Origin of the sequence: Falseniella ignava CCUG 37419 (genome assembly GCF_000301055.1) — a bacterium.
In the GTDB taxonomy this organism is placed as follows: domain Bacteria; phylum Bacillota; class Bacilli; order Lactobacillales; family Aerococcaceae; genus Falseniella; species Falseniella ignava.
Map to the genome: position 1 here is coordinate 578,260 of NZ_JH932301.1, position 20,464 is coordinate 598,723.

Here is a 20,464-nt window from a genome sequence, read left to right on the forward strand (position 1 = left end):
ATGCCCTACGACCTTTTATTTCTAATCCACTTTAATTTTAGCTAGATTTGTGCGTTTAGGGAAAAATTCTCTGAGTAATCCATTGGAATTCTCGTTAGTCCCTCTCTGCCAGGCACTGTAAGCATCCGCAAAGTAAAAAGCGATCTCTTGTTGTTCGATGTCTGAATAACAAGCAAATTCTTTCCCACGGTCAGAGGTGAAGCTTTTGAGAGCTTCTTTCGGGAAAGATTGAATCAATTGATTTACAGTCGAAAGCATCGATTCCTTCGATCGATTCGGCATCTTTAAAGCGATATAGAAGCGACTCTTACGTTCAGCAAAAGTAGCGAGACATCCTTTACTTTTACCTCTGGAAGATACTACCGTATCAAGTTTCCAATGACCAAATTCCTGACGCTTTTTAACAGCGTTCGGACGCTCTTTAATCGATGTTCCGATATTAAATTTACCTCTTATCGAAAACAAATCACTCAAAGGTTAATTCTTGTGGGAGGATTATCACTGTGTTATTATGTAGTTAATATGAACTACAAGGAGGGATTTTATGGCATCTCCAATTTCAGTGAGATTAGATGATCAACTCAATGAATCGCTTGAGAAATACGTTCATGCAAAAGAAATTTCCAAAGCGGAATTTATTCGTACAGCGATTTTGGAAAAATTAGAGAATGACTTCGACGTGATGATGGCAGATCAAGCATATGAAGAGTGGACTAAAGCAGGGAAGAAAGTTAAGACTTTTGAAGAAATGATGGAACAATATGGCTAAATATCAAGTGGTATTTGCTTCCAGTTTTGAAAAAGAGTTTTCTAGGTTGGATAATGGCGTTCAAAAGCAAATACTGAAATGGATTGGTAAGCATTTAGTCAATGTAGATTTCCCGACTGCTCCTGGAAAGACACTGAAAGGTGATTTGAGAGATTATGTTCGGTTTAGGGTGGGTGACTACCGGATAATTTCACTGGTTGATGAAAATCTTTTCGTAATCACCAATATTCATGTAGGCCACCAAAGAGATAGTTATAAATAATAAACACTTCTAAACGACACGTTCAACATGCTCAAATTAATTTATGCTATATCACCGGAACGTGTTGAAGCCGTAGTATTGCTTTCGATGAACACAGCGTAGTTAAAATATAAGGAGGAGCAAATGAAGTTATTTGAAGCAGCTAAGATAAAGAATATGGAAGTAAAGAATCGATTTGTGATGCCACCGATGTGCATGTATCAAGTTGATAAGCAAGATGGTATCGCAAATTCTTTTCATAAAGCGCATTATATTTCAAGAGCGATTTCTCAGGTAGGTTTAGTTATTGTTGAATCTACCGGTGTGTTAGATAATGGTCGAATAACCGATTATGATTTAGGGTTATGGGATGATCGTCAAATAGATGGATTAAAAGAAATAGTTGGTGGCGTGAAACGAGAAGGTTCTAAGATTGCCGTTCAACTAAACCATGCCGGTAGAAAATCTGAGACTAAAGATTTAAGACATATTGGTCCTTCTAAGATTTCGTTCAATAACGATGAGTATACTTATGAAGAGGCGAGTATTGATGAAATCAACGAAGTGATTGATGCCTTCAAATCTGCTGCGATTCGAGCTGATCAAGCTGGTTTTGATGCAATTGAGATTCATGCAGCTCACGGTTATTTAATTAATCAATTTATCTCTCCCTTATCAAATCAAAGAAAAGATGAATATGGTAAAGATCGATTTTTATTACTAAAGAAAATTGTTGAAGCGATACAAGATGTTTGGCCGAAGGATAAGGCTTTATGGTTAAGAATATCTGCTACTGATTATATTGAAGGTGGTATTGAAGTTGCGGATTGGATTAATTTCTTAAATGAAAATAAAGATAGTTTTGATTTAGTTAGTGTGTCTGCTGGTGGATTAGCGAATACTAAGATCAATGCTTATCCTGGCTATATGCTAGATTTTGCTAGACAAATAAAAGAAGCAACGGGATTAATGACGATTGGTGTGGGCCTCATTACTTCATCGGATATGGCAACCTATGCTTTAGAAAATGATGATTGTGATTTTGTGGCTTTTGGCAGAGAATTACTAAGAAACCCAAATTTAGTGATGGACATCGCCAAAGAAAGAAAAGTTGAAGGGATTGTTCATCAAGCCTATAACAGAGCTTATCGATAATATTTAACTTTACCAGATTCTAACTATTATATATATTTTAAAAAAAGGGCTGTGGGATAAGCCCCAGCCCTAAAAAAACGAGGAACTTAAAAAATCCTCGTTTTTTGTATAATGTAGCGAACTTTAAAAGTTAGATAAAAATCTAAATCTTAGCAAACTGTGAATTATTCATGTGCTCGTTTTACTAATAATGCGTGATTAAACTGAAAGTCTAACTCTTCAATGTAAAATTTTAGAAGCCTATTATATTGATACGATGTTGCAATAACTCCAATTACATCAACATAATCCCGCACGTCATTTTCCAAAAATCTATAAAGATCTTTTCCTCTGCCCACGCTTCTGATAACTCAAGCAATTCTTCCAGGACTAAATCTTCTTCTGTAACGCTAACTTTTTTTATAACTAATCATTTATTTTTCCTTATCTCAAAAATAGATAGTTGCCATAAAACATGATAAAGGCCGCTGCAAGTATGAAGATATGCCAGATGGCGTGATTGTATGGAATTTTCTTTATTGAATAGAAAACTGCCCCAATGGTATAGAAAAGTCCTCCAAGTAGCAAATACCAAATATAGCTGATGCCTATATGCTTATAAATCGGATGCATAAGGACAAGTGATATCCAACCCATTGCCATATATATAATCATTGAAGCTTTACTTATCTTATCTTCTTTAGCGGTAGTGAAGGCGATTATGTTCATGCTTATTCCTACGATTGCCAAAATCCAAATTAAAACATATATAATCATGGCAAAGGTAGACCTTATGCCAATTAATATCGTTGGAGTATATGAACCTGCAATTGTTAAATAGATTACCCCGTGATCAATTGCCCTAAAGATCGTCCTTGCGGTGGGATGGGTCATAGCGTGATAGAGGCTTGATGATAAAAACATGGTCGCAATGGCAATAAAATAAATTAACCATGCTAAAAACCCAATGATATCTTTGTCACTGTATGCTTTAGCAACTACCGGCAGAAAAAATACCAGACTTAAAATAAATCCTAAAATGTGGGTTGCTATATTTAGCATTTCCTCAGACTTACTATACTTAACGATTCTCATTTTTTATCTTCCTTATGATTAAATTTATAAAATAAAAAGCTCAATCTGTCAATAATTCTTTAAAAGCTACTCAAAGGTGCTTTCAGATTGGAGACAAGCCCTGTTTAAGTTACTCTCAAAACGTTTCTATAAAAAATCGGATGACGCATAAATGCATCACCCGCAAAACTTTCGTTTTCAATTCGTATTGTTATTATAATGGGGCTCTTAGAGAATGTCAATAATCCCTTTGAAAAACTTATACGTCTGGTTCAAGGCTCGGGATGATCTATAAAGATGAGCATCTCTAATCATTCTTCCTTCGAAGTAGAGTGACCCCAAATAGTTGGACTAGAGAGATAGGCATAGTTTTATGATTGTCTCTCTTTTTGTTCGCTTAAGGTTATTCCTTAAGCAGCCAGTGTTTTTCGATATTCAACAGGACTTAACCAGCTTAACTTTTCCTTAATTCGCACCTCGTTATAGTAACGAATATAATCAATGCTTATCCTGGTTATATGCTAGATTTTGCTAGACAAATAAAAGAAGCAACAGGATTAATGACAATCGGTGTAGGTCTCATTACTTCATCGGATATGGCGACTTATGCTTTAGAAAATGATGATTGTGATTTTGTGGCTTTTGGAAGAGAATTACTAAGAAACCCAAATTTAGTGATGGACATCGCCAAAGAAAGAAAAGTTGAAGAGATTGTTCATCAAGCCTATAACAGAGCTTATCGATAATATGTAATTTTAATATATTCATATATTTTAAAAGGTGTGCAGCAATGGGGGCTTTAATAATAGACCATTTACAAACGAGAAAATATAAAATAATTCTTTCATTTAATCTCAGCTAGTTGTATAATGAATTTGTTCACAAAAAAGTCTCCTTAGCTTAGTGGTAGAGCATCTGACTCTTAATCAGAGGGTCGTAGGTTCGAGTCCTACAGGGGACATAAAGCTATAATACACTTGGTATTTTATGGAAATATCAAGTGTATTTTTGTTTGTCATGAGTCGTGTTATTGATTGGTAATGAGACTATAAAGTTGGGTAAGTTTTCAAAAATTGAACAGACTAATTCCCAGTTCATTATCTCGACTCTATCTTTTTCCTGAAAGCATTTTCTTTGCTTATCTAATCTTATCGTGATACAGTGAACATAGTCGAGTTGTTAAGGAGCATTGCTTGACGAACTCGACGAATATTAATAAAGGAAGTGCATCAGGGATGGCATTTGATTATAAAGATCATGGTAAAGAGCCTTATATCGTCAATATCGAAGATTATTCCATCGAGAATGAGAACTATCGGACGACGATTTGGACAGGTGATAAGTTACAAGTAACGGTAATGTCAATTGCGACAGGTGATGATATTGGTCTTGAGATCCATCATGGCATCGATCAATTTCTACGCATTGAATCAGGTAAAGGACTTTGCCAAATGGGCGATGCTGAAGATAATTTGACCTTTGAACAAGAAGTATCAGATGATGATGCAATCTTTGTTCCGGCGGATACTTGGCATAATGTCACCAACATTGGGGACCAACCATTGAAGTTATACACGGTCTATGCAGGTCCTGACCATGTGGCAGGCACTGTTCACCCGACGCACGAAGACGCTAAGAACGATCCTAACGAACATTAAGATTTTGAGAGTCTCAAGAGTAGCTAGCTGCTCTGGGGCTTTTTTTTGAGTTTCTTAGGCAGGGCGTGGTCTCGTCGAATAGCGTTAACAATTTACATCCATCTTGTTTTTTTGATAAAATAAAGAGGAAGAAAAAGCTCTTGGAGATGGGTCAATGATAGGCTATGAATAAAGGAGGAATTACGATGAAGTATTTGATGCAGGCATTTATTCGTGGGATTGGGCCATTGATTGTAATGACCGCAATTTCGCTCCTAATGAAAAATCAAGGCAAAGCGCCCCAAGAAGTGAAGGGTGTCTTCGTTGCAGGCTTGATTATGACAGTAGTTGCAGCAGCGTCTGTCCTCTATGAAATCGAAGGGTGGTCCTTCACTAAGCAACTGATTGTCCATCATCTTGCCATGTTGGTCACGGTCTATCCACTCCTCCTTGTATCCGGCTGGTTTAGAGTGAAGACCTGGTTAGACGCTCTCATTGTCCTAGGAATTTTTTATCTGGTGGGGCTTGCTATTATCGCAGGTTTTTACCTCTATAATACTTTTATTAAGCACTAAGATTCGAATATAAAGGAAGAAGACGCGATATATAGGCGAAACTATCGACATAGACAAGGCTGAGTGAGAACTTGGCCTTTTTGTAGGTTTGCATGAATAGATTGAATAAGGAGGTCTCATTATGCGACAGGTGTGGATTGATACGGATCCTGGACTGGATGATGCGGTGGCGATTGCCCTAGTAGCAGCCTCTTCCTCGTGGGAAATTGTGGCTCTATCAGCAGTCGGGGGAAATACATGCTTGCCGATTGTCAGTCAAAATTTGGTCAACATTGCCCACCGCTTGGATCTTAAGGCGCCAATCTTCAAGGGATTAGACCGGGAGAGCCGCTACATGATTTCAAGCCATTCTGGCTTGAAAAGCCAAGGCCAGTTGGGCACTAGTTCAGTAACTGATCGAAGTCGACCTGGCTTCTTCGACCAGGAAGAGTCACCGGTTGAAACGGGGTCACTTAATCAACTCATTCATCTTCTGAGAACGAGCCAAGGTCCAATAACCTTACTGACCTTGGGTCCTTTGACGAATGTGCAGTACATGATGGATCAGGCCCCCGACTTAATCGATAAGCTTGATCAAATCATAATGATGGGTGGCTGTCTGGGACCAGGTAATTACGGTGACCGGGTGGAATTTAATTTTGGTTTTGATCCTCAAGCAACCCGCAAAGTGATGTCACTCGAATGTGCCAAAACGATTATTCCTTTAGAGGTCGGTAAGCAAGTGTCCTTTGAGATGGATACGGTCAGGGAATGGCCAGTCTGGCAAGCAATTGGTCCCCTCGTCCAACCTTTCTTGCTTGACCTACATGGGGGACAACTGCCGCAAGTTATTAAGCTCTTTGACCTCATGGCAGCTGCTTATTTGATTCACCCTTCAGCTTTTGAACAAGTGGTGCTTAACTTGACAGTTGATGAACAAGCTGCGATTCTACAAGATAAGCAAGTAGGGTCCTCAGTTCACTGGACCCGAACAGTTAATGCTAAAGCTATTTTAGACTTGATGAGAAAGTGAGAGATTTTATGCAGTATTATTTATTTGATTTGGACGGCACCCTTGTGGATCCGGGAGTCGGTATTACTAGTGGTGTTCAATATGCCTTGAAGCACTTTGGTATCGAAGTGGAAGACCGTCGTCAGCTCTATCCCTTTATTGGGCCACCTTTACTGGACTCTTTTATGGATTTTTTCAATTTGAATGAGACGCAAGCCCACGAGGCGGTTGACTATTACCGTGAGTATTATGGGGTCACTGGTCTATTCGAAAATACGGTCTATCCAGGAATCAAGACGGTCTTAGACCAATTGAAGAGCCAGGGGAAGATGATCGCTTTAGCGACTTCTAAACCAGAAGTCTTCGCTGAACGGATTCTAGCACATTACCAATTAACCGATTACTTTGATTATATAGGGGGTGCGACCTTTGACGGGGTCCGCTCACACAAGCTGGATGTGATCCGTTATGTCTTGCAAGCATTGGGGAATCCAGCTTCGGACCAGGTCGTGATGGTGGGGGACCGTAAGTTTGACGTCTTATCTGGCAATCAGCTGAGTCTGACAACGGTTGGGGTTCTGTATGGCTATGGCAGTCAAGCAGAACTTCAAGCTGTGAAGGCTGATTATATAATTAAGCAACCTACCGAACTCTTGCAGATCTTCGATCAATAGGGAAAATAAATAGGAAATTCATAACAAACAAGTTTCTTGAAAAGCAGCGGCTGGGGATTGTGTGGCAGTAATTTGAAAGGGTGAAAGGTACAAATGTGGCAAGTATTTACTTGGGGGATAGTGGGAATTCTTATCTTAGCGGTGATCATTTATTTAGGTTTTTCCTATTATTTTGCGCGGATGCTCGCTTTTCCTAAGACGGTCACTTTAGACCAAGAACGCCAATATGAAGAAGACAAGCAGATGTGGCTTGACTTTGACCAATTACCACGTGAAAGCTACCAGGTCAAAGGATGGAAAGGGTATCCCTTGAAGGTCGAACGGATTCTAGCAGATCAACCTTCTAGGCGCTATGTGATTATTTCCCACGGATATACTTCTAACCGTCTAGGCGCAGCCAAATATGTCCCAGTCTATCGTGCGCTGGGCTATCATTGTATCATCTATGATGCTCGGGGACATGGAGAGAATCCTGTTACCGCCGTCTCTCTCGGTTACTTAGAGGGGAAGGACTTACTCGCCATTATTGAGGATTGTTATAAGCGTTATGGAGCTTCCATTGAACTCGGCTTACATGGGGAGTCGATGGGGTCAGCGACTTCCTTATCCGTTCTAGCCTACCAACCGAAGTTGGACTTTGTGGTAGCGGATTGTGGTTTTGCGGACTTACGCCAATTGATCTTGGAAGCGTATGGACGTTACTATTCGAAAATCATCCTACCAGGTATTAGCCTAGTAACCTGGATCTTGTATGGCTTTCGCTTAGGTGATACGCGACCCATCAAGGCGATGGCAGACAACCAGTGTCCAATTCTCTTCATTCATGGCAGTCGCGACACCTTGATCTTACCCCACCACAGTATCGCCATGGCAGATAGGACGCCAGCCTATACCCGTTATCAAGAAGTTCCAAATGCTGTTCATGCTGGTAGCCGTTTGATTTTGGGGCTCCCTGCTTATCAAGCTATCATCGCAGACTTCCTCCAGTCCATTGGGAAGTGATTGGCAGGGGGTTGGGTCGGTATAGGAAGGCTGCTTGAATCAAGTCGCTTCAAGGTAGTTCGGAGTAACTTTGTTCTGAGAATACGAGAATCGAGTGTCGGTTGTCGTAACTTTCGTCTGAGAATACGAGAATGGCGTGTTGGTTCTCGCAACTTTCGCTTGAGATTAGTAGAACGGCGTCCTGGTTCTCCTAACTTTCGCCCGAGATTAGTAGAACGGCGTTGCGGTTCTACTATTTTTCGTCCAAGATTAGTAGAACAAACTGTTCATTCTCATAAAGTTAGTTCCGTAACAGGAGAACTGCCTACAAAATCATCATTTTTGACAATATTCTGACCGTACAGTAAATCATTAAACTTTTCAAAATCCAGATTATCGTTCCATCAAAAAACACTCTCGGATTGAGAGTGTCGCTAGATTAGATATTCCCATTGTCTTGATGAGTTTAGAATCCGATGGATATACACAAAATGGTGATTGTCATCAACTGTATAGAAGATAAGATAACTTTTATAACGCGTATAGCGATACTCCTTGCTAGCTAAGTAGTCATCTCTAACGTATTGGAATTTTTGAGGCATAAATGCTAATTGCTCGAGCATTTTTTCAATACCATCAAGAAAATGCTCAGCTGTTCCCGGAGAAGTCAAATCCGTTTGAATATAGCGAACAATCTCTCTTAAATCATTTTGCGCTGATTCGGAAACTTCAATGCGATACTCATTCATTTGTCAACTCTTCTCTTAAATCGTTCATGACGTCTTTGAGTGGCTTGGTTCGACTGGTACTAACATCCTGCTCACTGGCTTTTAATAAAGAATAAAGTTCATGTTTTCCGATTAACCGTTCATAGGCTTGGATACTCATTACCGCCAAATCTCCACGACCATTTTTGGTAATAAACACGGGCGAATTGGTTTTATTACAAAAATTGGAAATACCATTATTTCTTTAGATATACAATGCAGACGATGTGAAAAACTACGAGAATGTGTGCTCCGTTCTCATAACCTCGGCATGAGATTAGTAAAACGGAGAAAGATTTTAAATATAAGAGTTAAGCTGAATCTATAGCTATGGAACATATTTCCACAACTCTAGAGAAATCGGACTATGTTTAACAGTATGCCATAGTTCTGCATCTCTTAATTTGGTATACTTTAGCCAGTTGGATAATAAATGAAAATATAAGAATTAAGTGCGCTAATAAGTAATATCGGTTTAAAAGTAGAAACTTATTAGTATTTAAGACTGAGAAAGGAAAGATTTTATGTCACGCGAAACAGAAGCTTTTTTTAGACAGTTACAAGTTTTTCTAGACCAACATGAGGATGAATTTGAGAACGTTGATGAGGCAATTAATTATTATGTGACTCAATTTAATGCTGGTTTGATTGATGAACCTGATGATGACGCGAGTAGAGCTTTGGATTTGTTAGAAATGGCATTAGATTATGAAGATGCTGACGAGCGCTTAGCATTATTAGAAGAGGCAAATCAGTTGGACCCTCACAACTTGGATATCTATTGTGCTTTATGCCTTGAGCGCTACGGTGAGATGGAAGCCATTCCGTACATCGAAGAAAAGACGGCTGAATACTTTAAAACCCATCGTCAATCAATTAAAGATTCTTCTTATGCGGGAATTGAGAATCGGCCTTATTTTCGTGCCCGTAAATTTTTGTTAGACTTCTATAAGCAAGAATATCTTTTAGGAAAGGCTGAGAATACAGCAAAAGAATTGTTACGTAATAATCCTAATGATAATTTGGGAGCCCGTTATAGTTTGATGGGGACTTATGTACTATCCTTCCAGCATAAAAAAGCTCGGAGTTTTTTCAAAAAAGAGCCCATGCATCAAGAAGACGATCAAATGTTGTTCTACATGGCAGTCAGTTTGATTCTCGATGAAGATATTCAATATGCTGAACGGATTATTAAGAAGTTATTAAAGATTAATCCGACAATCACTCGATTTTTCATCGAACAAGAATTTGACAGTTTTCTTGTCTATTCTTTTTTACCAGATGAATATTATCAACCCAATTCAGAAAGGTCACTTGCGATTGCTTTTGCTGAGGTGTTGAGTTTGTTTCAGCATTCCGAATATTTGTATTGGACTTTCCAAAAAATACTAAAGCAAACCAATCCGGAATATTTTGATCAATATTATGCGCAGCAAGTAAATTGGCTTAATTCCTACGCAGAAGCGTATGAATTGGCTGGAACTGGAATCTTTACTAATATTTCTAGCCAATATGTTCGTCCACTATTATTAGAAGGGCTGCGGACTTTAGAGGACTTCCAAGCTAAAGGTGAGCGCGAAGTCCTAGCGATTGATGGCATTGGAAAAGGTACAGTGAAGAAATTAAGAGAAAATGGTGTTACTTTTAAAGGGGAATAAAAGATTGCAGTGAGCTTGTTGATTGGTAGGTTAACGAGCTCTGTTATTTGATAGAAGAAAAACTATTACTTGTCTCGTATAGCTTTTCGTGATTCAAGAAGTATGTTTACGATACAGTCTGTTCTTTTAACAAAGCCAGGTCCATAGTTTTTTGCAAATTGTCAAAGCGTTTGGATTATCAGGAAAATGACGACTGGTTTATTTGGTGGTAGTTCGGACAAAATTTCATTGTAACTTAATAATATTTTTAAAGAAGAATTAGAGATGGAGCAACTACTGAGGAATTCTCGATAGTTCGAAAAGAAGGAATAATTACTGAGGAATTATCAGAAAAACTGCTTGATCTGTAGAAATTTTGGCGGAACTATCACAATAAGTTTCTAATGTAAAGAAAATCGGGGAAAATCATCAGAATAGAAACTGTTTGTGTAGAAACCTGAAAAGAGAAATGAGAACCTATGTCGGGTTCTCGTTTTTTGTCTGAGAATACGAGAATGGGCTGTCGGTTCTCGCAACTTCTGTCTGAGAATACGAGAATGGCGTGTTGGTTCTCGCAACTTCCGTCTGAGAATACGAGAATCGGGTGCTCGTTCTCGTAATCTCCGTGTACAACATCTATGAAGATGCCTCCCAACTGCTCCACGACCCGTGTTTCACCAAACTATTTCAGAAGATACACTTATTTGATAAAAAATTAACAAATAGTTGCAGAGAAAAGTTCTGCTTTGCCTTTGAATTTGGTATAATCGGAGTAGGTAGTGATGAATCGAGCAATAGAGCGAGCTGAACATCAACTAACACAAAAAAGTGCGATGCTTGCTGATTACTGTGGCTTGAATCCCTGTATAGGCGCAGCCCCTGCCTATAGGGACGGGACTTATTATTAAATTTTTGCAGCTACAGGTCACAGTTTACTTGAATCATCGCTACGACTACGAATGAGTATGGCTCCCACTTGGGAGCCATGCTGATTATTAAAGGAGAGTGGGCAAGCAACCAAATTTACACTGCTAACGCTGGACGAGCTATCCTCGCACAGCGCATCTAATATACGTATTTCAATAAAACTCATTAAGAGAAGGGAGAATATTAGTGGATAAATTTTTTAGTTTAATGCAACGACTCGGTCGGACATTTATGTTGCCGATCGCGTTACTGCCCGTTGCGGGCTTGTTCTTGGGAATCGGTGCCACCATAACAGGTGACGCATTTGTCGCGCAATATGGTCTTGAATCGATTCTAGGGGACGGAACGTTCTTAAACGGTGTCCTATCTATTTTAACGGATGTCGGAGGCATCATCTTCGGTAACTTGTCACTGCTTTTTGCGATTTCCGTAGCGATGGGATTTGCTAAAGAGCGTAAAGAAGTAGCAGGGCTCTCAGCTGTTGTCGGATTCTTAGTGATGTATCGCTCGTTAACGAGCTCGATCGCACACTTCGGGAATATCGAAGAATTGCGTGGGATTAACGGACTCGTAGGTTCAGTGCTCGGGATGGATGATACATTGAACATGGGAGTGTTCGGTGGGATTATTATCGGGCTGACTGTAGCTTACTTACATAACAAATACTACGACGTGCGCTTCACCGATGCGCTATCGTTCTTTGCTGGGACACATTTTGTTCCGATTATCTCGAGTGTAGCTGGATTGGTACTGGGCTTTATCTTAGCCTTTGTTTGGCCATACGTGGGAATGGGCATCGCTTGGCTCGGTGAGACGATTGCCGGATCTGGCGCCATCGGTTCGTTCTTCTACGGTTATGTCTACCGTGCTTTAATTCCATTTGGCTTACACCACGTCTTCTACTTACCGTTCTGGCAAACTGCGATGGGTGGTTCGATGGAAGTGGCCGGACAAGTGGTCAACGGAGCGCAAAATATTGTCTTTGCGCAATTGCAAGCAGGCGACGCAATCGCACCAGCTGCAGCGAAATATTTCTCATTTGCCTTCCCGATGATGTTATTCGGTTTCCCAGCAGCAGCGCTAGCAATGTACCATACAGCGCGCGAAGATCGTAAAGACGATGTGAAAGGGTTACTATTATCGTCATCACTGACCTCTTTTATTACTGGGATTACTGAACCGATCGAATTCTCAATCTTATTCGCATCACCGTTCCTATACTATGGAGTGAACGCGGTGCTTGCCGGTCTATCGGTTATTATTGTTCAATTCCTAAAAATTGGTGTTGGCTTCACCTTCTCAGCAGGGTTCTTGGACTTCTTCCTATACGGAATGTTACCAGGTAACGCACGCACCAATTGGATTATCTTATTAGTTTACTCAATCATCTGGGGAGCACTCTATTACGTTATCTTCCGCTGGGCGATTGTGAAATGGGACCTAAAAACACCAGGCCGTGAAGCGGACGACGAGGCAACTCGCCTACGTACTAAAGATGAGTACCGTGAAGCACATGGCATTGGCGAGGATGCGAAAACTGGCGCTAACCTTTCACCTGAAGAACAACGTTCTGCGCAAATCCTTGAAGGTCTCGGCGGATACAATAACTTAGAAGAATTCTCAAACTGTGCAACGCGTCTACGCGTAACGGTTAAAGAAGCTGATAAAGTGGATCAAGCTGTGCTACGCCGTACCGGTGCGGCTGGGGTAACCCAATCCGGCAAATCCGTTCAAGTTATCTACGGAACACAAGTCGGCGGTATTGCGACCGACTTAGAACACTATATTAAACGTCATCGTGATAGCTTGAGTCAATCTGTGAACTCAGAGCCAACCTCTGTAGCGACAGTAGCAACGGAAGCTGAAGTTGAAACACCAGCGCCAACTACAACGACTGAAGGCACTACTCAAACATCCGAACATACAACCCAAGACATCTTTTCGCCACTAACCGGTCAATTGATGAACTTGGCAGATACACCAGACCCAGCCTTTGCCAGTGGTGCGTTAGGTCAAGGTGTAGCCATTGAACCAACTGCGGAAGAAGTAGTGGCACCATTTGACGGAGAGGTTGTCATGATTTTCGGCACCAAACATGCCATCGGCTTAAAATCAGACGCTGGTGTGGAAGTGTTAATCCATATCGGATTGGATACCGTCAACCTCGCAGGTGAAGGCTTTGAGACCTTTGTTGAGCAAGGCGCTCGCGTTACTAAAGGTCAAAAACTGATCTCATTCGATGCGCAAAAGATTAAAGACGCAGGGTACTCAACCGTCACACCGGTTGTTATTACGAATGCCAATGAATTTAGTGAAGTCACACCGGTTCCTGCTCAATCGATTGCCACCGAAGACTTAATTATTACTGTAAAATAAAAACTCTCGCAGCGTCATTAACATACAATACCCCCAAATCCAGCATTGGATTTGGGGGGTTCTTTCATTTTATTTACGATTCAATTCATGTGGAAAGCGCAATTGCTTAACCAAACGGTTTACTTTGTCAATATGTTCATTCGTTGGTAATAAAGTATCTACCCCAATAAAGTAACGGGTTCTCATTTGCGGTAGTTCGTGGTCGGAAATCACAATATCCCAATCTCTTGTCGCAAACTCACTGCATTCAACGGGGTTACTTACCACATGGATATGGGCTTGATGCAGACTGGTTGATTGTAAGAAATGACGAAACTGTTGTCCAGCTGCCGAGTTCTCCAAGAAGATTAAAATATTGGGCTCCACTCGGTGTTTACTCAGTTGCATTACCAAATCCGGCCAATAGGATATCACATAAAATAAAATCGAACTCGTTTCGTTCATCTTTGTATCAGCACCGAAATGGCGTAAGAATTGATGCATGATATCTTTCACATCGTTGAAGAAGGCAGGATTTAGCTCGTCGAACACATCCAAGGAATTCCCTTCCGCATGTCGTTGGTTCATTGTAAAGATATTAGGTGGCATTACATAAACGGCCATCAAATTATAACCAATCACTGCCACTAAGTTCTTCTCTCGTAATGTTAAGTGTTGAATATTGTACTTCTGAGCAATATGATCCAATTGATTGTAGAAGTCAATCACTTGGTAGCCGAAAGCTTCATCTTGTTCCATTCTAAGATTCAAATGCGTTGCGTTAACTATGACTTGATTATTACAGATACCGACTAATAGTTGTTCAATCGTATCATTGGTTGGCTCTAAGCCGACTTCTTCTAAGACATGAATTAGGTCTGTGGGGTAATCTTGCGTATGCTCACTGAATCCCCAATAAGACTGATCAAGTTGCCATTGATCCGACTGGACTAAATGCCCTCGAAGGGTGCGGTCTAAATTACTGGCGATCTGATAGTAAAATGAACGATTATTCGAAAAAATTCCGACATAAGTGAAGCGTGACGCGATAGCCTGGAATATACGGTGAATCAGAGGCAAGCTGAACATTTGGAAAGGACATTCATCCACATGATAATACATCGTTAAGAAATTTGGGATCAATGCTCGTACATCTATCTCATTGCCCGTTAACGTTAGTGGGTTGGTATTGATTTCGACTTGTATTCCTTGTGAAGCGAAAAACTCATTCAACGTATTCAAATAACGATATCCCGTCGAACGGCTAATATAGTATTGGTCGAATAAGTGGGTTACGTCATCGAATCGCTGGAAAATAATATCATCGAATAGTTTAAAAGCAATCGAATCTCGCGCAAACATCCGAAAAACTTCATTGTAATTAGCAATTCGCTTGAACTGAATTGAGACGAGTTCTTGGATTATATTGATTTCAAGTTGATTCTTACATAAATCTAGAATCTCCTTAATATCTCGTCTTAAGACACGATCTGAAATGTCAAATTCCTTCTTCAAATCGGCAAAACTTACGAACACTTGTGGATGATTTAAGACGTAGTCAATTAATTCTAACTGTCTTATTTGTTTATGACTCATTAAATTGGCAAACATTGACTCACGTCCTTTCTAGGGTCTGTATAGATAAAAATAAACTACTTCAAATAACAAATCAAAATAATCTTACTTAATATTCATCAAACTATAGATTGTCTGGTCAATCAACTGCAAGTCTTTCTCAGTTGGGAAGCGATGAATCGAGCAGACTGGCTTATATTGCAAGGGTGGAATCGGGAAAGTCGTAATGATGACATCGTAAGGACTATTATCTAACGTGTAGGAATCAATCTCGCGCTCTCTATAGATATGGTAATGAACATAAGGGCGCTTATTCATATTCAGTACATCGACGATAAAAGCTGCGTGATGAATATCATCGTCACTAATCACGGCACAGTGGATATGTCTCAGCTGATTGGTATATAGGTATTTGATTAAGTTAGGCCAGTGGGTAATCAGGTCATATACTAACAAGTTATGCATCATCTCACTGGAATCGAGTTCCATGGCTTCAATATAGTCATGTAAGCTTTGTTGAGCCTCTGTGACAAAGTCACCAATGTAGTAATATGCTCTATCAATAAAGTTCGGTAAGTAAGGATACAAGATATTAAACGTCTCTGTCTCCCACTTAAATAAGTGAGCCGTATTATGCAAATAACCGGCCAATTCAGCGACATCCTCAATAGGAACATGGTACTTATCTGAGAGTTGATGGATAATTTGTGCTAAATATTCGGTAGATTGGCGTACGGATTCAATTGCAGTCTCATTAATTGTCTCTTTAATGCTTGGTAACTCGAAGGCTTCTTTCGCATAGGCGATAAACAATTGCTTAATATTATTCAAGGTCAATTCAAAACCGAGTTGTTGGGCGAGTTCTTGCATTCGATCAACTTGATCGGGCATCTTCAGAAATTCCTGGTATACGATATCGAAAGCATTTGTTTCGACAAAAATTCTATGACCTTGGCGCAAACGGACAATATTCACGCTGAGCGAGAATAATAAGAACCGAAGTGTCGGATAATTCAATTGAGCCCCTGCGATGGAATAAGAGGAGATAAGGAATTCTTTAAGTGCGTCGATATCAATTCTTTGAAAGGGCCACTCATTGTAACCCGATATCTCCGAATAGAATTGTGCAAAGAAGAACCGTATATCAACTTCCTTACCTTCAAAGGCCAAGTTAGGATACTTGATACTGATATGGTACTTATCTAGTTGCTCATTGAGCTTATTAACCAGTCGGTAGATAGTCGATTGACTCGTGAAAAGATCTCCTTCAGCCTGCTCGATTAAAGGCTCCTTATGACGGAAAATCCAATCTAATAACTTAAAGGCGGGTTCACTCTTTAATAGATAACGATAGATAGATCGGAGGTTTGCCCCATTAGCGTACTCCAAATAAACCCCCTGATGCGTCTTATAAATCATCAGAAAGTCGTAATCATTATTAATTTGTTGGATATCATGCATCAAGGTACGGCGTGATACAGCTAAGTCTTCGGCAAGTTGTCTTTCATCAATGGGATGGGTTAATAAATCGAGGTACTCGATTAAGTGCAATTTTCGAAGCGTTGTATCCGAGAGCATTTGGCGCAAGTGCGTCCCTCCTCAGTGATTGAATAAATCATTAGTTGGTTAAATGTGAGAAAAATTATTCATCAAATGGTGAATTGTATAATAATTATACCATATAGATACAAAGCAATGGACAAAAATAACATTTATCCATTGTAGCTTCAAAATGTTTAAAAATACCTTACAGGACAACGTTTTCAAACAGATGTTTCAAAAACATGTTTTAAAAACACAAAATTGAAATGAAATACGACTCATATCAAAAACGGTAGAAACGTTGATTTATAAGGGGAACTGATTGTTATAACACGAACTTTCCCAAAAAATGTCCGAAATTTGAAAAATATGAGACAAACGCGCTGCTGACTTGCTGTATCATGATTCCATCAAACTTATTTATAGGAGGTAATTGTTTTGGTAGGTAAGAACAATAAAAAGTTATTACGAGAAAAACAATCGAACAAAGTCTATAAGTACGCAATTAAGCGTCTAACGTTCGGCGTTGCATCTGTTGCAATCTCTGCCGGATTATTATTCGCAGGCGGTACGATTGCAAGTGCAGAAGAAGCATTAGCTGAAGGTGCAACAGCACAAGAATTCACAGCATCGGGAACAGAAACAGGTGAAGAAGGAGCAGAAGGAGCAGATATCAATCCTACTGGTGAACCTGTCACTGTTTTAACAGACGAATCTGATGTGGAAGAACCACAAGACGAAACGACTGCAGAGAACATGGGGGAAACTGTAGGACAATCTGAGGAAGATAAAGGCATTCAATTCACTGAAGCACAAAAAGCGCAACTTAGACACGCAGGCTTCACTGAAGAAGAAATTATCGCACTCGAAGTTGAAGCGCAAACAGAAGGTGTTACTGCTGTCGAGGCGTTCATTACACAAAAGATTGTTGAACGCAATCAGCCAATTCAAACACGTAGTGCAGAAACAGAACCAGAGCTTGAACTAAGCGAAGAAGAGGAAAAAGAAGCTGTCGGAGCAGCTGCTAACAACGAAACTTACAAGGCTTCAGCTAGCAAGACAAGAGTTAACTACACAAAAGGTACTGTAGGAGATGCAAAAGAAGCTATCGATAAAGATAACTTAGCAAAACTACCAGAAGGTACTAAGTTTGAATGGGTAGACAATACAATTTTTGATGGCGTAGGAGATATCTTAGCAGAAATCAAAGTAACTTATCCAGATGGCACAACTGAAATTATTAAGGCGCCAATCAATGTATCAAATTCTTATGAAATTGATGGAGAGAGATATTCAGGCAACTTCTATTCTGATGAGAAAAAGGCTAAAACCACATCAAATGGTCAACTTAACGTTGGCTTTAAAATGGGTTCACTAGAATCTCAAGAATCTAGAGATCAAAATGAACTAGGAATGGAAATGTCTACTATATTTGGTGGAGGTATCACTGCATCAGGTAGAGATAAAATGGACGGATACCTAGAGCTTGATGACAGACTTGCTAAATATGTTGACAGGATTGAAGGAAGCCGTAATGGTAACGGTACATATAACTATGTATGGGAAAGAGTAAGAAATTCAAGAGGTGAATTAACTAACACTTGGAAGAGAAAAGCTTTCTCTATGCTCGCTGAGCCAGAAAATAAAGAACCAGGAAGAAAAACTATTTTCCGAGGTGATGCTCCAGAAGTTACACAAACTAATAATAGTAACAAGATTATCTTCAAGAAGTCATTAAAAGACATTATAGATAAAGAAGTTCCTAATGTAGAAAATGGGGACTTAATCTACAGATTCTTTATTGCTGATGAAAACATGGTGATTCAAAATCAATCGATTGCAGATGGAACAATAAAAGTAGGAAGAGATAAGTCAGAAGAACATCCTGAGGCAACAGCTACAAATAATAGAAACTGGTTCTCGGGTTCACACGGTACAACAACTTACCAACCTGATGCAGGTGAAAACGGTGGAATAGCTTTCGATCACTTCTTAAACAAAAACTCAGATGGTGGTACCCTAAATAGCTACAGAAATATGCAAAACAGAGAATTTGCATATAAGTTCCAAGTTGACCCAAGATTACTTCCTTATATCGACTCTGTTAAAGCATACTACATGGATGGAAGTCTAATCGGTGGTTACAATTCAAAAGAATTCAAGGCGGAAAATGAACACTCCCAATATTTTGCTAATTCTAAAAGCGGTCTAGCAGGATATCAACGTGAAGGTTGGGTAGAATATGAAATGCGATTCAATAATGGCGAAAATATCCAATCTCAATACACTGCAGGGCCAGATGGCAACCCTCAAACAGGTATAAGAGGAAGTAAGGGGCCAGCAGCATGGTTTGATACAACAAAGGGTGCAGCTGAGAAGTCATCTTATCTATATAAAGACTTAAAAGCAGGCGAAGGATATTTCACAATCAAAAACGCCCCTATAGATTTCGGTTCACAACAGCTCAATTTCGCAGATGGTACAACACAAGCAGGAGCAATTAGATTAGTTGCTAACTTTAAAAAAGGTGTTGATCTAAATAAAATATTAGGTGATAACGATGGTAAGGATTCAAACTACTATATTAGTGGATACATGGTAAACAGTAAGGAAGAACTAATCCCAGGTACTGTTTCAAGTGGGCACATTAGAGTAGTAGACGTTGATGCTGACGGCATTGCTGATGATATTGATGATGATGTTAATATTCCAGAAGTTCCATCAGACTCAGATAAGTATACTCCAGTAGCTAAGAATGTAACTACTCAAGTAGGTACAGTACCTGATGCTAAAGAAGGTATTGAAAAAGTAACAGACAGCCAAGATAATGATGCATCAGATAAGGTTAAATCATACCACTGGGAAAAAACTCCAGATGTAAGCAAAGAAGGTACTTTCGATAACGCTGTTATCGTAACTTATGAAGATGGCACAAGCGAACGTGTTGCTACAAAAATTATTGTTACTGATGACAGAAAAGATAATGAGAAATATGATCCAAAAGTAACTCCAATCGAAAAAGAAAAAGGAACAGCTACAACAGAAGATGAAGTAAAGGGTGCAGTAACAGTACCTGACTACCCAGCAGATGCTGAAAAGCAACCAGAAATCAAAGTAGATGATCCAACCCAACTACCAGATGGCAAGACTATAGGTGAATATGACGTCGATGTAACCGTAACTTATCCAGACGGATCAGAAGATAAAGTAAAGGTAAAAGTTACTGTAAAAGACACAACAGCACCAGTAATCACACCAATTGACGATACAACTGTTATAGAAAAACAACCAATAGAAGAAATCACTGTAGAAACTGACGATGAAAACGCAGTAGTAACAGTAGATGGACTACCAGACGGTGTAACTTATGATAAAGCGACAGGAAAAATCACAGGAACACCAACAGTAGACGATTGGGGTAAAGAAGAAGAAACAAGAGACTTTACCGTAACAGTAAAAGCAGAAGACGAAGCTGGAAACAAAGCTGAAGATGTGACATTCACAATCACAGTCCAAAGAGATACTGATGGTGATGGTGAACCAGACGTAACAGATCCAGACGATGATGGTGATGGCATTCCAGAT

The 20,464-nt window shown here is 39.7% G+C and carries 18 protein-coding genes, 1 tRNA gene and 2 pseudogenes; 14 read left to right on the plus strand and 7 right to left on the minus strand.

Going from position 1 to position 20,464, the window contains the following annotated elements; genetic code table 11:
- Positions 1 to 33: 33 nt before the first annotated feature.
- Positions 34 to 453: pseudogene (locus HMPREF9707_RS06900) on the minus strand (IS30 family transposase); the annotation flags it as partial.
- 91 nt (positions 454 to 544) lie between these two features.
- On the opposite strand from HMPREF9707_RS06900, the gene relB reads away from it, so the two are divergent.
- The 3 genes from relB (at position 545) to HMPREF9707_RS06915 (ending at position 2,165) form a co-directional block, all read left to right on the plus strand.
- Positions 545 to 769, plus strand: coding sequence for a type II toxin-antitoxin system RelB family antitoxin (relB, locus tag HMPREF9707_RS06905; RefSeq protein WP_006701983.1), 225 nt, complete (start codon positions 545 to 547; stop codon positions 767 to 769).
- Positions 762 to 1,031, plus strand: coding sequence for a type II toxin-antitoxin system RelE family toxin (locus HMPREF9707_RS06910; protein WP_006701984.1), 270 nt, complete (start codon positions 762 to 764; stop codon positions 1,029 to 1,031). The genes relB and HMPREF9707_RS06910 overlap by 8 nt, the downstream gene beginning before the upstream one ends.
- A gap of 123 nt (positions 1,032 to 1,154) precedes the next feature.
- Positions 1,155 to 2,165 (plus strand): oxidoreductase, encoded by a 1,011-nt coding sequence (locus HMPREF9707_RS06915; protein WP_006701985.1) that lies wholly within the window; start codon positions 1,155 to 1,157, stop codon positions 2,163 to 2,165.
- A gap of 423 nt (positions 2,166 to 2,588) precedes the next feature.
- On the opposite strand, the gene trhA is transcribed toward HMPREF9707_RS06915, so the two are convergent.
- Both trhA and HMPREF9707_RS08815 read right to left on the minus strand, forming a co-directional pair.
- On the minus strand, positions 2,589 to 3,239 hold the full coding sequence (trhA, locus tag HMPREF9707_RS06920; RefSeq protein WP_006701986.1) for a PAQR family membrane homeostasis protein TrhA: 651 nt from the start codon (positions 3,237 to 3,239) through the stop codon (positions 2,589 to 2,591).
- A 389-nt stretch (positions 3,240 to 3,628) separates the two neighbouring features.
- A pseudogene (locus tag HMPREF9707_RS08815) lies at positions 3,629 to 3,730 on the minus strand (IS3 family transposase); the annotation flags it as partial.
- 6 nt (positions 3,731 to 3,736) lie between these two features.
- Here HMPREF9707_RS08815 and HMPREF9707_RS06925 point away from each other — a divergent pair.
- The 7 genes from HMPREF9707_RS06925 to HMPREF9707_RS06955 all read left to right on the plus strand — a co-directional run bounded on the left by HMPREF9707_RS06925 (position 3,737) and on the right by HMPREF9707_RS06955 (position 8,097).
- Positions 3,737 to 3,964 (plus strand): oxidoreductase, encoded by a 228-nt coding sequence (locus HMPREF9707_RS06925; RefSeq protein ID WP_006701987.1) that lies wholly within the window; start codon positions 3,737 to 3,739, stop codon positions 3,962 to 3,964.
- Positions 3,965 to 4,107: 143 nt separating this feature from the next.
- Positions 4,108 to 4,179 (plus strand) — tRNA-Lys (locus tag HMPREF9707_RS06930).
- A gap of 274 nt (positions 4,180 to 4,453) precedes the next feature.
- Positions 4,454 to 4,876: a cupin domain-containing protein gene (locus HMPREF9707_RS06935; RefSeq protein ID WP_040443438.1), complete on the plus strand. Its 423-nt coding sequence runs from the start codon at positions 4,454 to 4,456 to the stop codon at positions 4,874 to 4,876.
- A gap of 185 nt (positions 4,877 to 5,061) precedes the next feature.
- A complete protein-coding gene (locus tag HMPREF9707_RS06940; protein WP_006701989.1) occupies positions 5,062 to 5,430 on the plus strand; it encodes a DUF3021 family protein in 369 nt (122 codons plus the stop codon).
- 121 nt (positions 5,431 to 5,551) lie between these two features.
- Positions 5,552 to 6,442, plus strand: coding sequence for a nucleoside hydrolase (locus HMPREF9707_RS06945; protein ID WP_006701990.1), 891 nt, complete (start codon positions 5,552 to 5,554; stop codon positions 6,440 to 6,442).
- A gap of 8 nt (positions 6,443 to 6,450) precedes the next feature.
- Positions 6,451 to 7,095, plus strand: coding sequence for an HAD family hydrolase (locus HMPREF9707_RS06950; RefSeq protein WP_006701991.1), 645 nt, complete (start codon positions 6,451 to 6,453; stop codon positions 7,093 to 7,095).
- A 93-nt stretch (positions 7,096 to 7,188) separates the two neighbouring features.
- The gene (locus tag HMPREF9707_RS06955; protein WP_006701992.1) at positions 7,189 to 8,097 is read left to right on the plus strand and encodes an alpha/beta hydrolase; all 909 of its coding nucleotides are present in this window, start codon (positions 7,189 to 7,191) and stop codon (positions 8,095 to 8,097) included.
- Between the two features lie 413 nt (positions 8,098 to 8,510).
- Here HMPREF9707_RS06955 and HMPREF9707_RS06960 read toward each other — a convergent pair whose 3' ends face one another.
- Together HMPREF9707_RS06960 and HMPREF9707_RS09245 are read right to left on the minus strand one after the other, a co-directional pair.
- Complete coding sequence (locus HMPREF9707_RS06960; RefSeq protein WP_006701993.1) at positions 8,511 to 8,825, minus strand: type II toxin-antitoxin system RelE/ParE family toxin; 315 nt, start codon at positions 8,823 to 8,825, stop codon at positions 8,511 to 8,513.
- Positions 8,818 to 9,036: a type II toxin-antitoxin system prevent-host-death family antitoxin gene (locus HMPREF9707_RS09245; protein ID WP_051007511.1), complete on the minus strand. Its 219-nt coding sequence runs from the start codon at positions 9,034 to 9,036 to the stop codon at positions 8,818 to 8,820. The genes HMPREF9707_RS06960 and HMPREF9707_RS09245 overlap by 8 nt, the downstream gene beginning before the upstream one ends.
- Positions 9,037 to 9,367: 331 nt before the next feature.
- On the opposite strand from HMPREF9707_RS09245, the gene HMPREF9707_RS06970 reads away from it, so the two are divergent.
- The 3 genes from HMPREF9707_RS06970 to HMPREF9707_RS06975 all read left to right on the plus strand — a co-directional run bounded on the left by HMPREF9707_RS06970 (position 9,368) and on the right by HMPREF9707_RS06975 (position 13,783).
- Positions 9,368 to 10,501 (plus strand): hypothetical protein, encoded by a 1,134-nt coding sequence (locus tag HMPREF9707_RS06970; protein WP_006701995.1) that lies wholly within the window; start codon positions 9,368 to 9,370, stop codon positions 10,499 to 10,501.
- A 761-nt stretch (positions 10,502 to 11,262) separates the two neighbouring features.
- Positions 11,263 to 11,388 carry a hypothetical protein gene (locus tag HMPREF9707_RS09270; protein WP_269556267.1) on the plus strand — a complete coding sequence of 42 codons (126 nt, stop codon included), beginning with the start codon at positions 11,263 to 11,265 and terminating at the stop codon, positions 11,386 to 11,388.
- A gap of 205 nt (positions 11,389 to 11,593) precedes the next feature.
- Positions 11,594 to 13,783: a PTS transporter subunit IIABC gene (locus HMPREF9707_RS06975; RefSeq protein ID WP_006701996.1), complete on the plus strand. Its 2,190-nt coding sequence runs from the start codon at positions 11,594 to 11,596 to the stop codon at positions 13,781 to 13,783.
- Positions 13,784 to 13,852: 69 nt separating this feature from the next.
- Here the strand turns inward: HMPREF9707_RS06975 and HMPREF9707_RS06980 are convergent, their stop codons facing one another.
- Both HMPREF9707_RS06980 and HMPREF9707_RS06985 read right to left on the minus strand, forming a co-directional pair.
- Complete coding sequence (locus HMPREF9707_RS06980; RefSeq protein ID WP_006701997.1) at positions 13,853 to 15,373, minus strand: helix-turn-helix domain-containing protein; 1,521 nt, start codon at positions 15,371 to 15,373, stop codon at positions 13,853 to 13,855.
- A gap of 69 nt (positions 15,374 to 15,442) precedes the next feature.
- Positions 15,443 to 16,915: a M protein trans-acting positive regulator PRD domain-containing protein gene (locus HMPREF9707_RS06985; protein ID WP_232217680.1), complete on the minus strand. Its 1,473-nt coding sequence runs from the start codon at positions 16,913 to 16,915 to the stop codon at positions 15,443 to 15,445.
- 402 nt (positions 16,916 to 17,317) lie between these two features.
- Between HMPREF9707_RS06985 and HMPREF9707_RS09125 the strand changes: the two genes are divergently transcribed.
- Positions 17,318 to 20,464: Rib/alpha-like domain-containing protein (locus HMPREF9707_RS09125; protein ID WP_006701999.1), on the plus strand; the 3,147-nt coding region annotated here is incomplete at its 3' end.

Excerpts from the sequence above, each read along its gene's own strand:
- relB (WP_006701983.1), top strand. The coding sequence starts at position 545 with ATGGCATCTCCAATTTCAGTGAGATTAGATGATCAACTCAATGAATCG.
- HMPREF9707_RS06910 (WP_006701984.1), top strand. The coding sequence starts at position 762 with ATGGCTAAATATCAAGTGGTATTTGCTTCCAGTTTTGAAAAAGAGTTT.
- HMPREF9707_RS06915 (WP_006701985.1), top strand. The coding sequence starts at position 1,155 with ATGAAGTTATTTGAAGCAGCTAAGATAAAGAATATGGAAGTAAAGAAT.
- trhA (WP_006701986.1), bottom strand. The coding sequence starts at position 3,239 with ATGAGAATCGTTAAGTATAGTAAGTCTGAGGAAATGCTAAATATAGCA.
- HMPREF9707_RS06925 (WP_006701987.1), top strand. The coding sequence starts at position 3,737 with ATGCTAGATTTTGCTAGACAAATAAAAGAAGCAACAGGATTAATGACA.
- HMPREF9707_RS06935 (WP_040443438.1), top strand. The coding sequence starts at position 4,454 with ATGGCATTTGATTATAAAGATCATGGTAAAGAGCCTTATATCGTCAAT.
- HMPREF9707_RS06940 (WP_006701989.1), top strand. The coding sequence starts at position 5,062 with ATGAAGTATTTGATGCAGGCATTTATTCGTGGGATTGGGCCATTGATT.
- HMPREF9707_RS06945 (WP_006701990.1), top strand. The coding sequence starts at position 5,552 with ATGCGACAGGTGTGGATTGATACGGATCCTGGACTGGATGATGCGGTG.
- HMPREF9707_RS06950 (WP_006701991.1), top strand. The coding sequence starts at position 6,451 with ATGCAGTATTATTTATTTGATTTGGACGGCACCCTTGTGGATCCGGGA.
- HMPREF9707_RS06955 (WP_006701992.1), top strand. The coding sequence starts at position 7,189 with ATGTGGCAAGTATTTACTTGGGGGATAGTGGGAATTCTTATCTTAGCG.
- HMPREF9707_RS06960 (WP_006701993.1), bottom strand. The coding sequence starts at position 8,825 with ATGAATGAGTATCGCATTGAAGTTTCCGAATCAGCGCAAAATGATTTA.
- HMPREF9707_RS06970 (WP_006701995.1), top strand. The coding sequence starts at position 9,368 with ATGTCACGCGAAACAGAAGCTTTTTTTAGACAGTTACAAGTTTTTCTA.
- HMPREF9707_RS09270 (WP_269556267.1), top strand. The coding sequence starts at position 11,263 with ATGAATCGAGCAATAGAGCGAGCTGAACATCAACTAACACAAAAAAGT.
- HMPREF9707_RS06980 (WP_006701997.1), bottom strand. The coding sequence starts at position 15,373 with ATGTTTGCCAATTTAATGAGTCATAAACAAATAAGACAGTTAGAATTA.
- HMPREF9707_RS06985 (WP_232217680.1), bottom strand. The coding sequence starts at position 16,915 with ATGCTCTCGGATACAACGCTTCGAAAATTGCACTTAATCGAGTACCTC.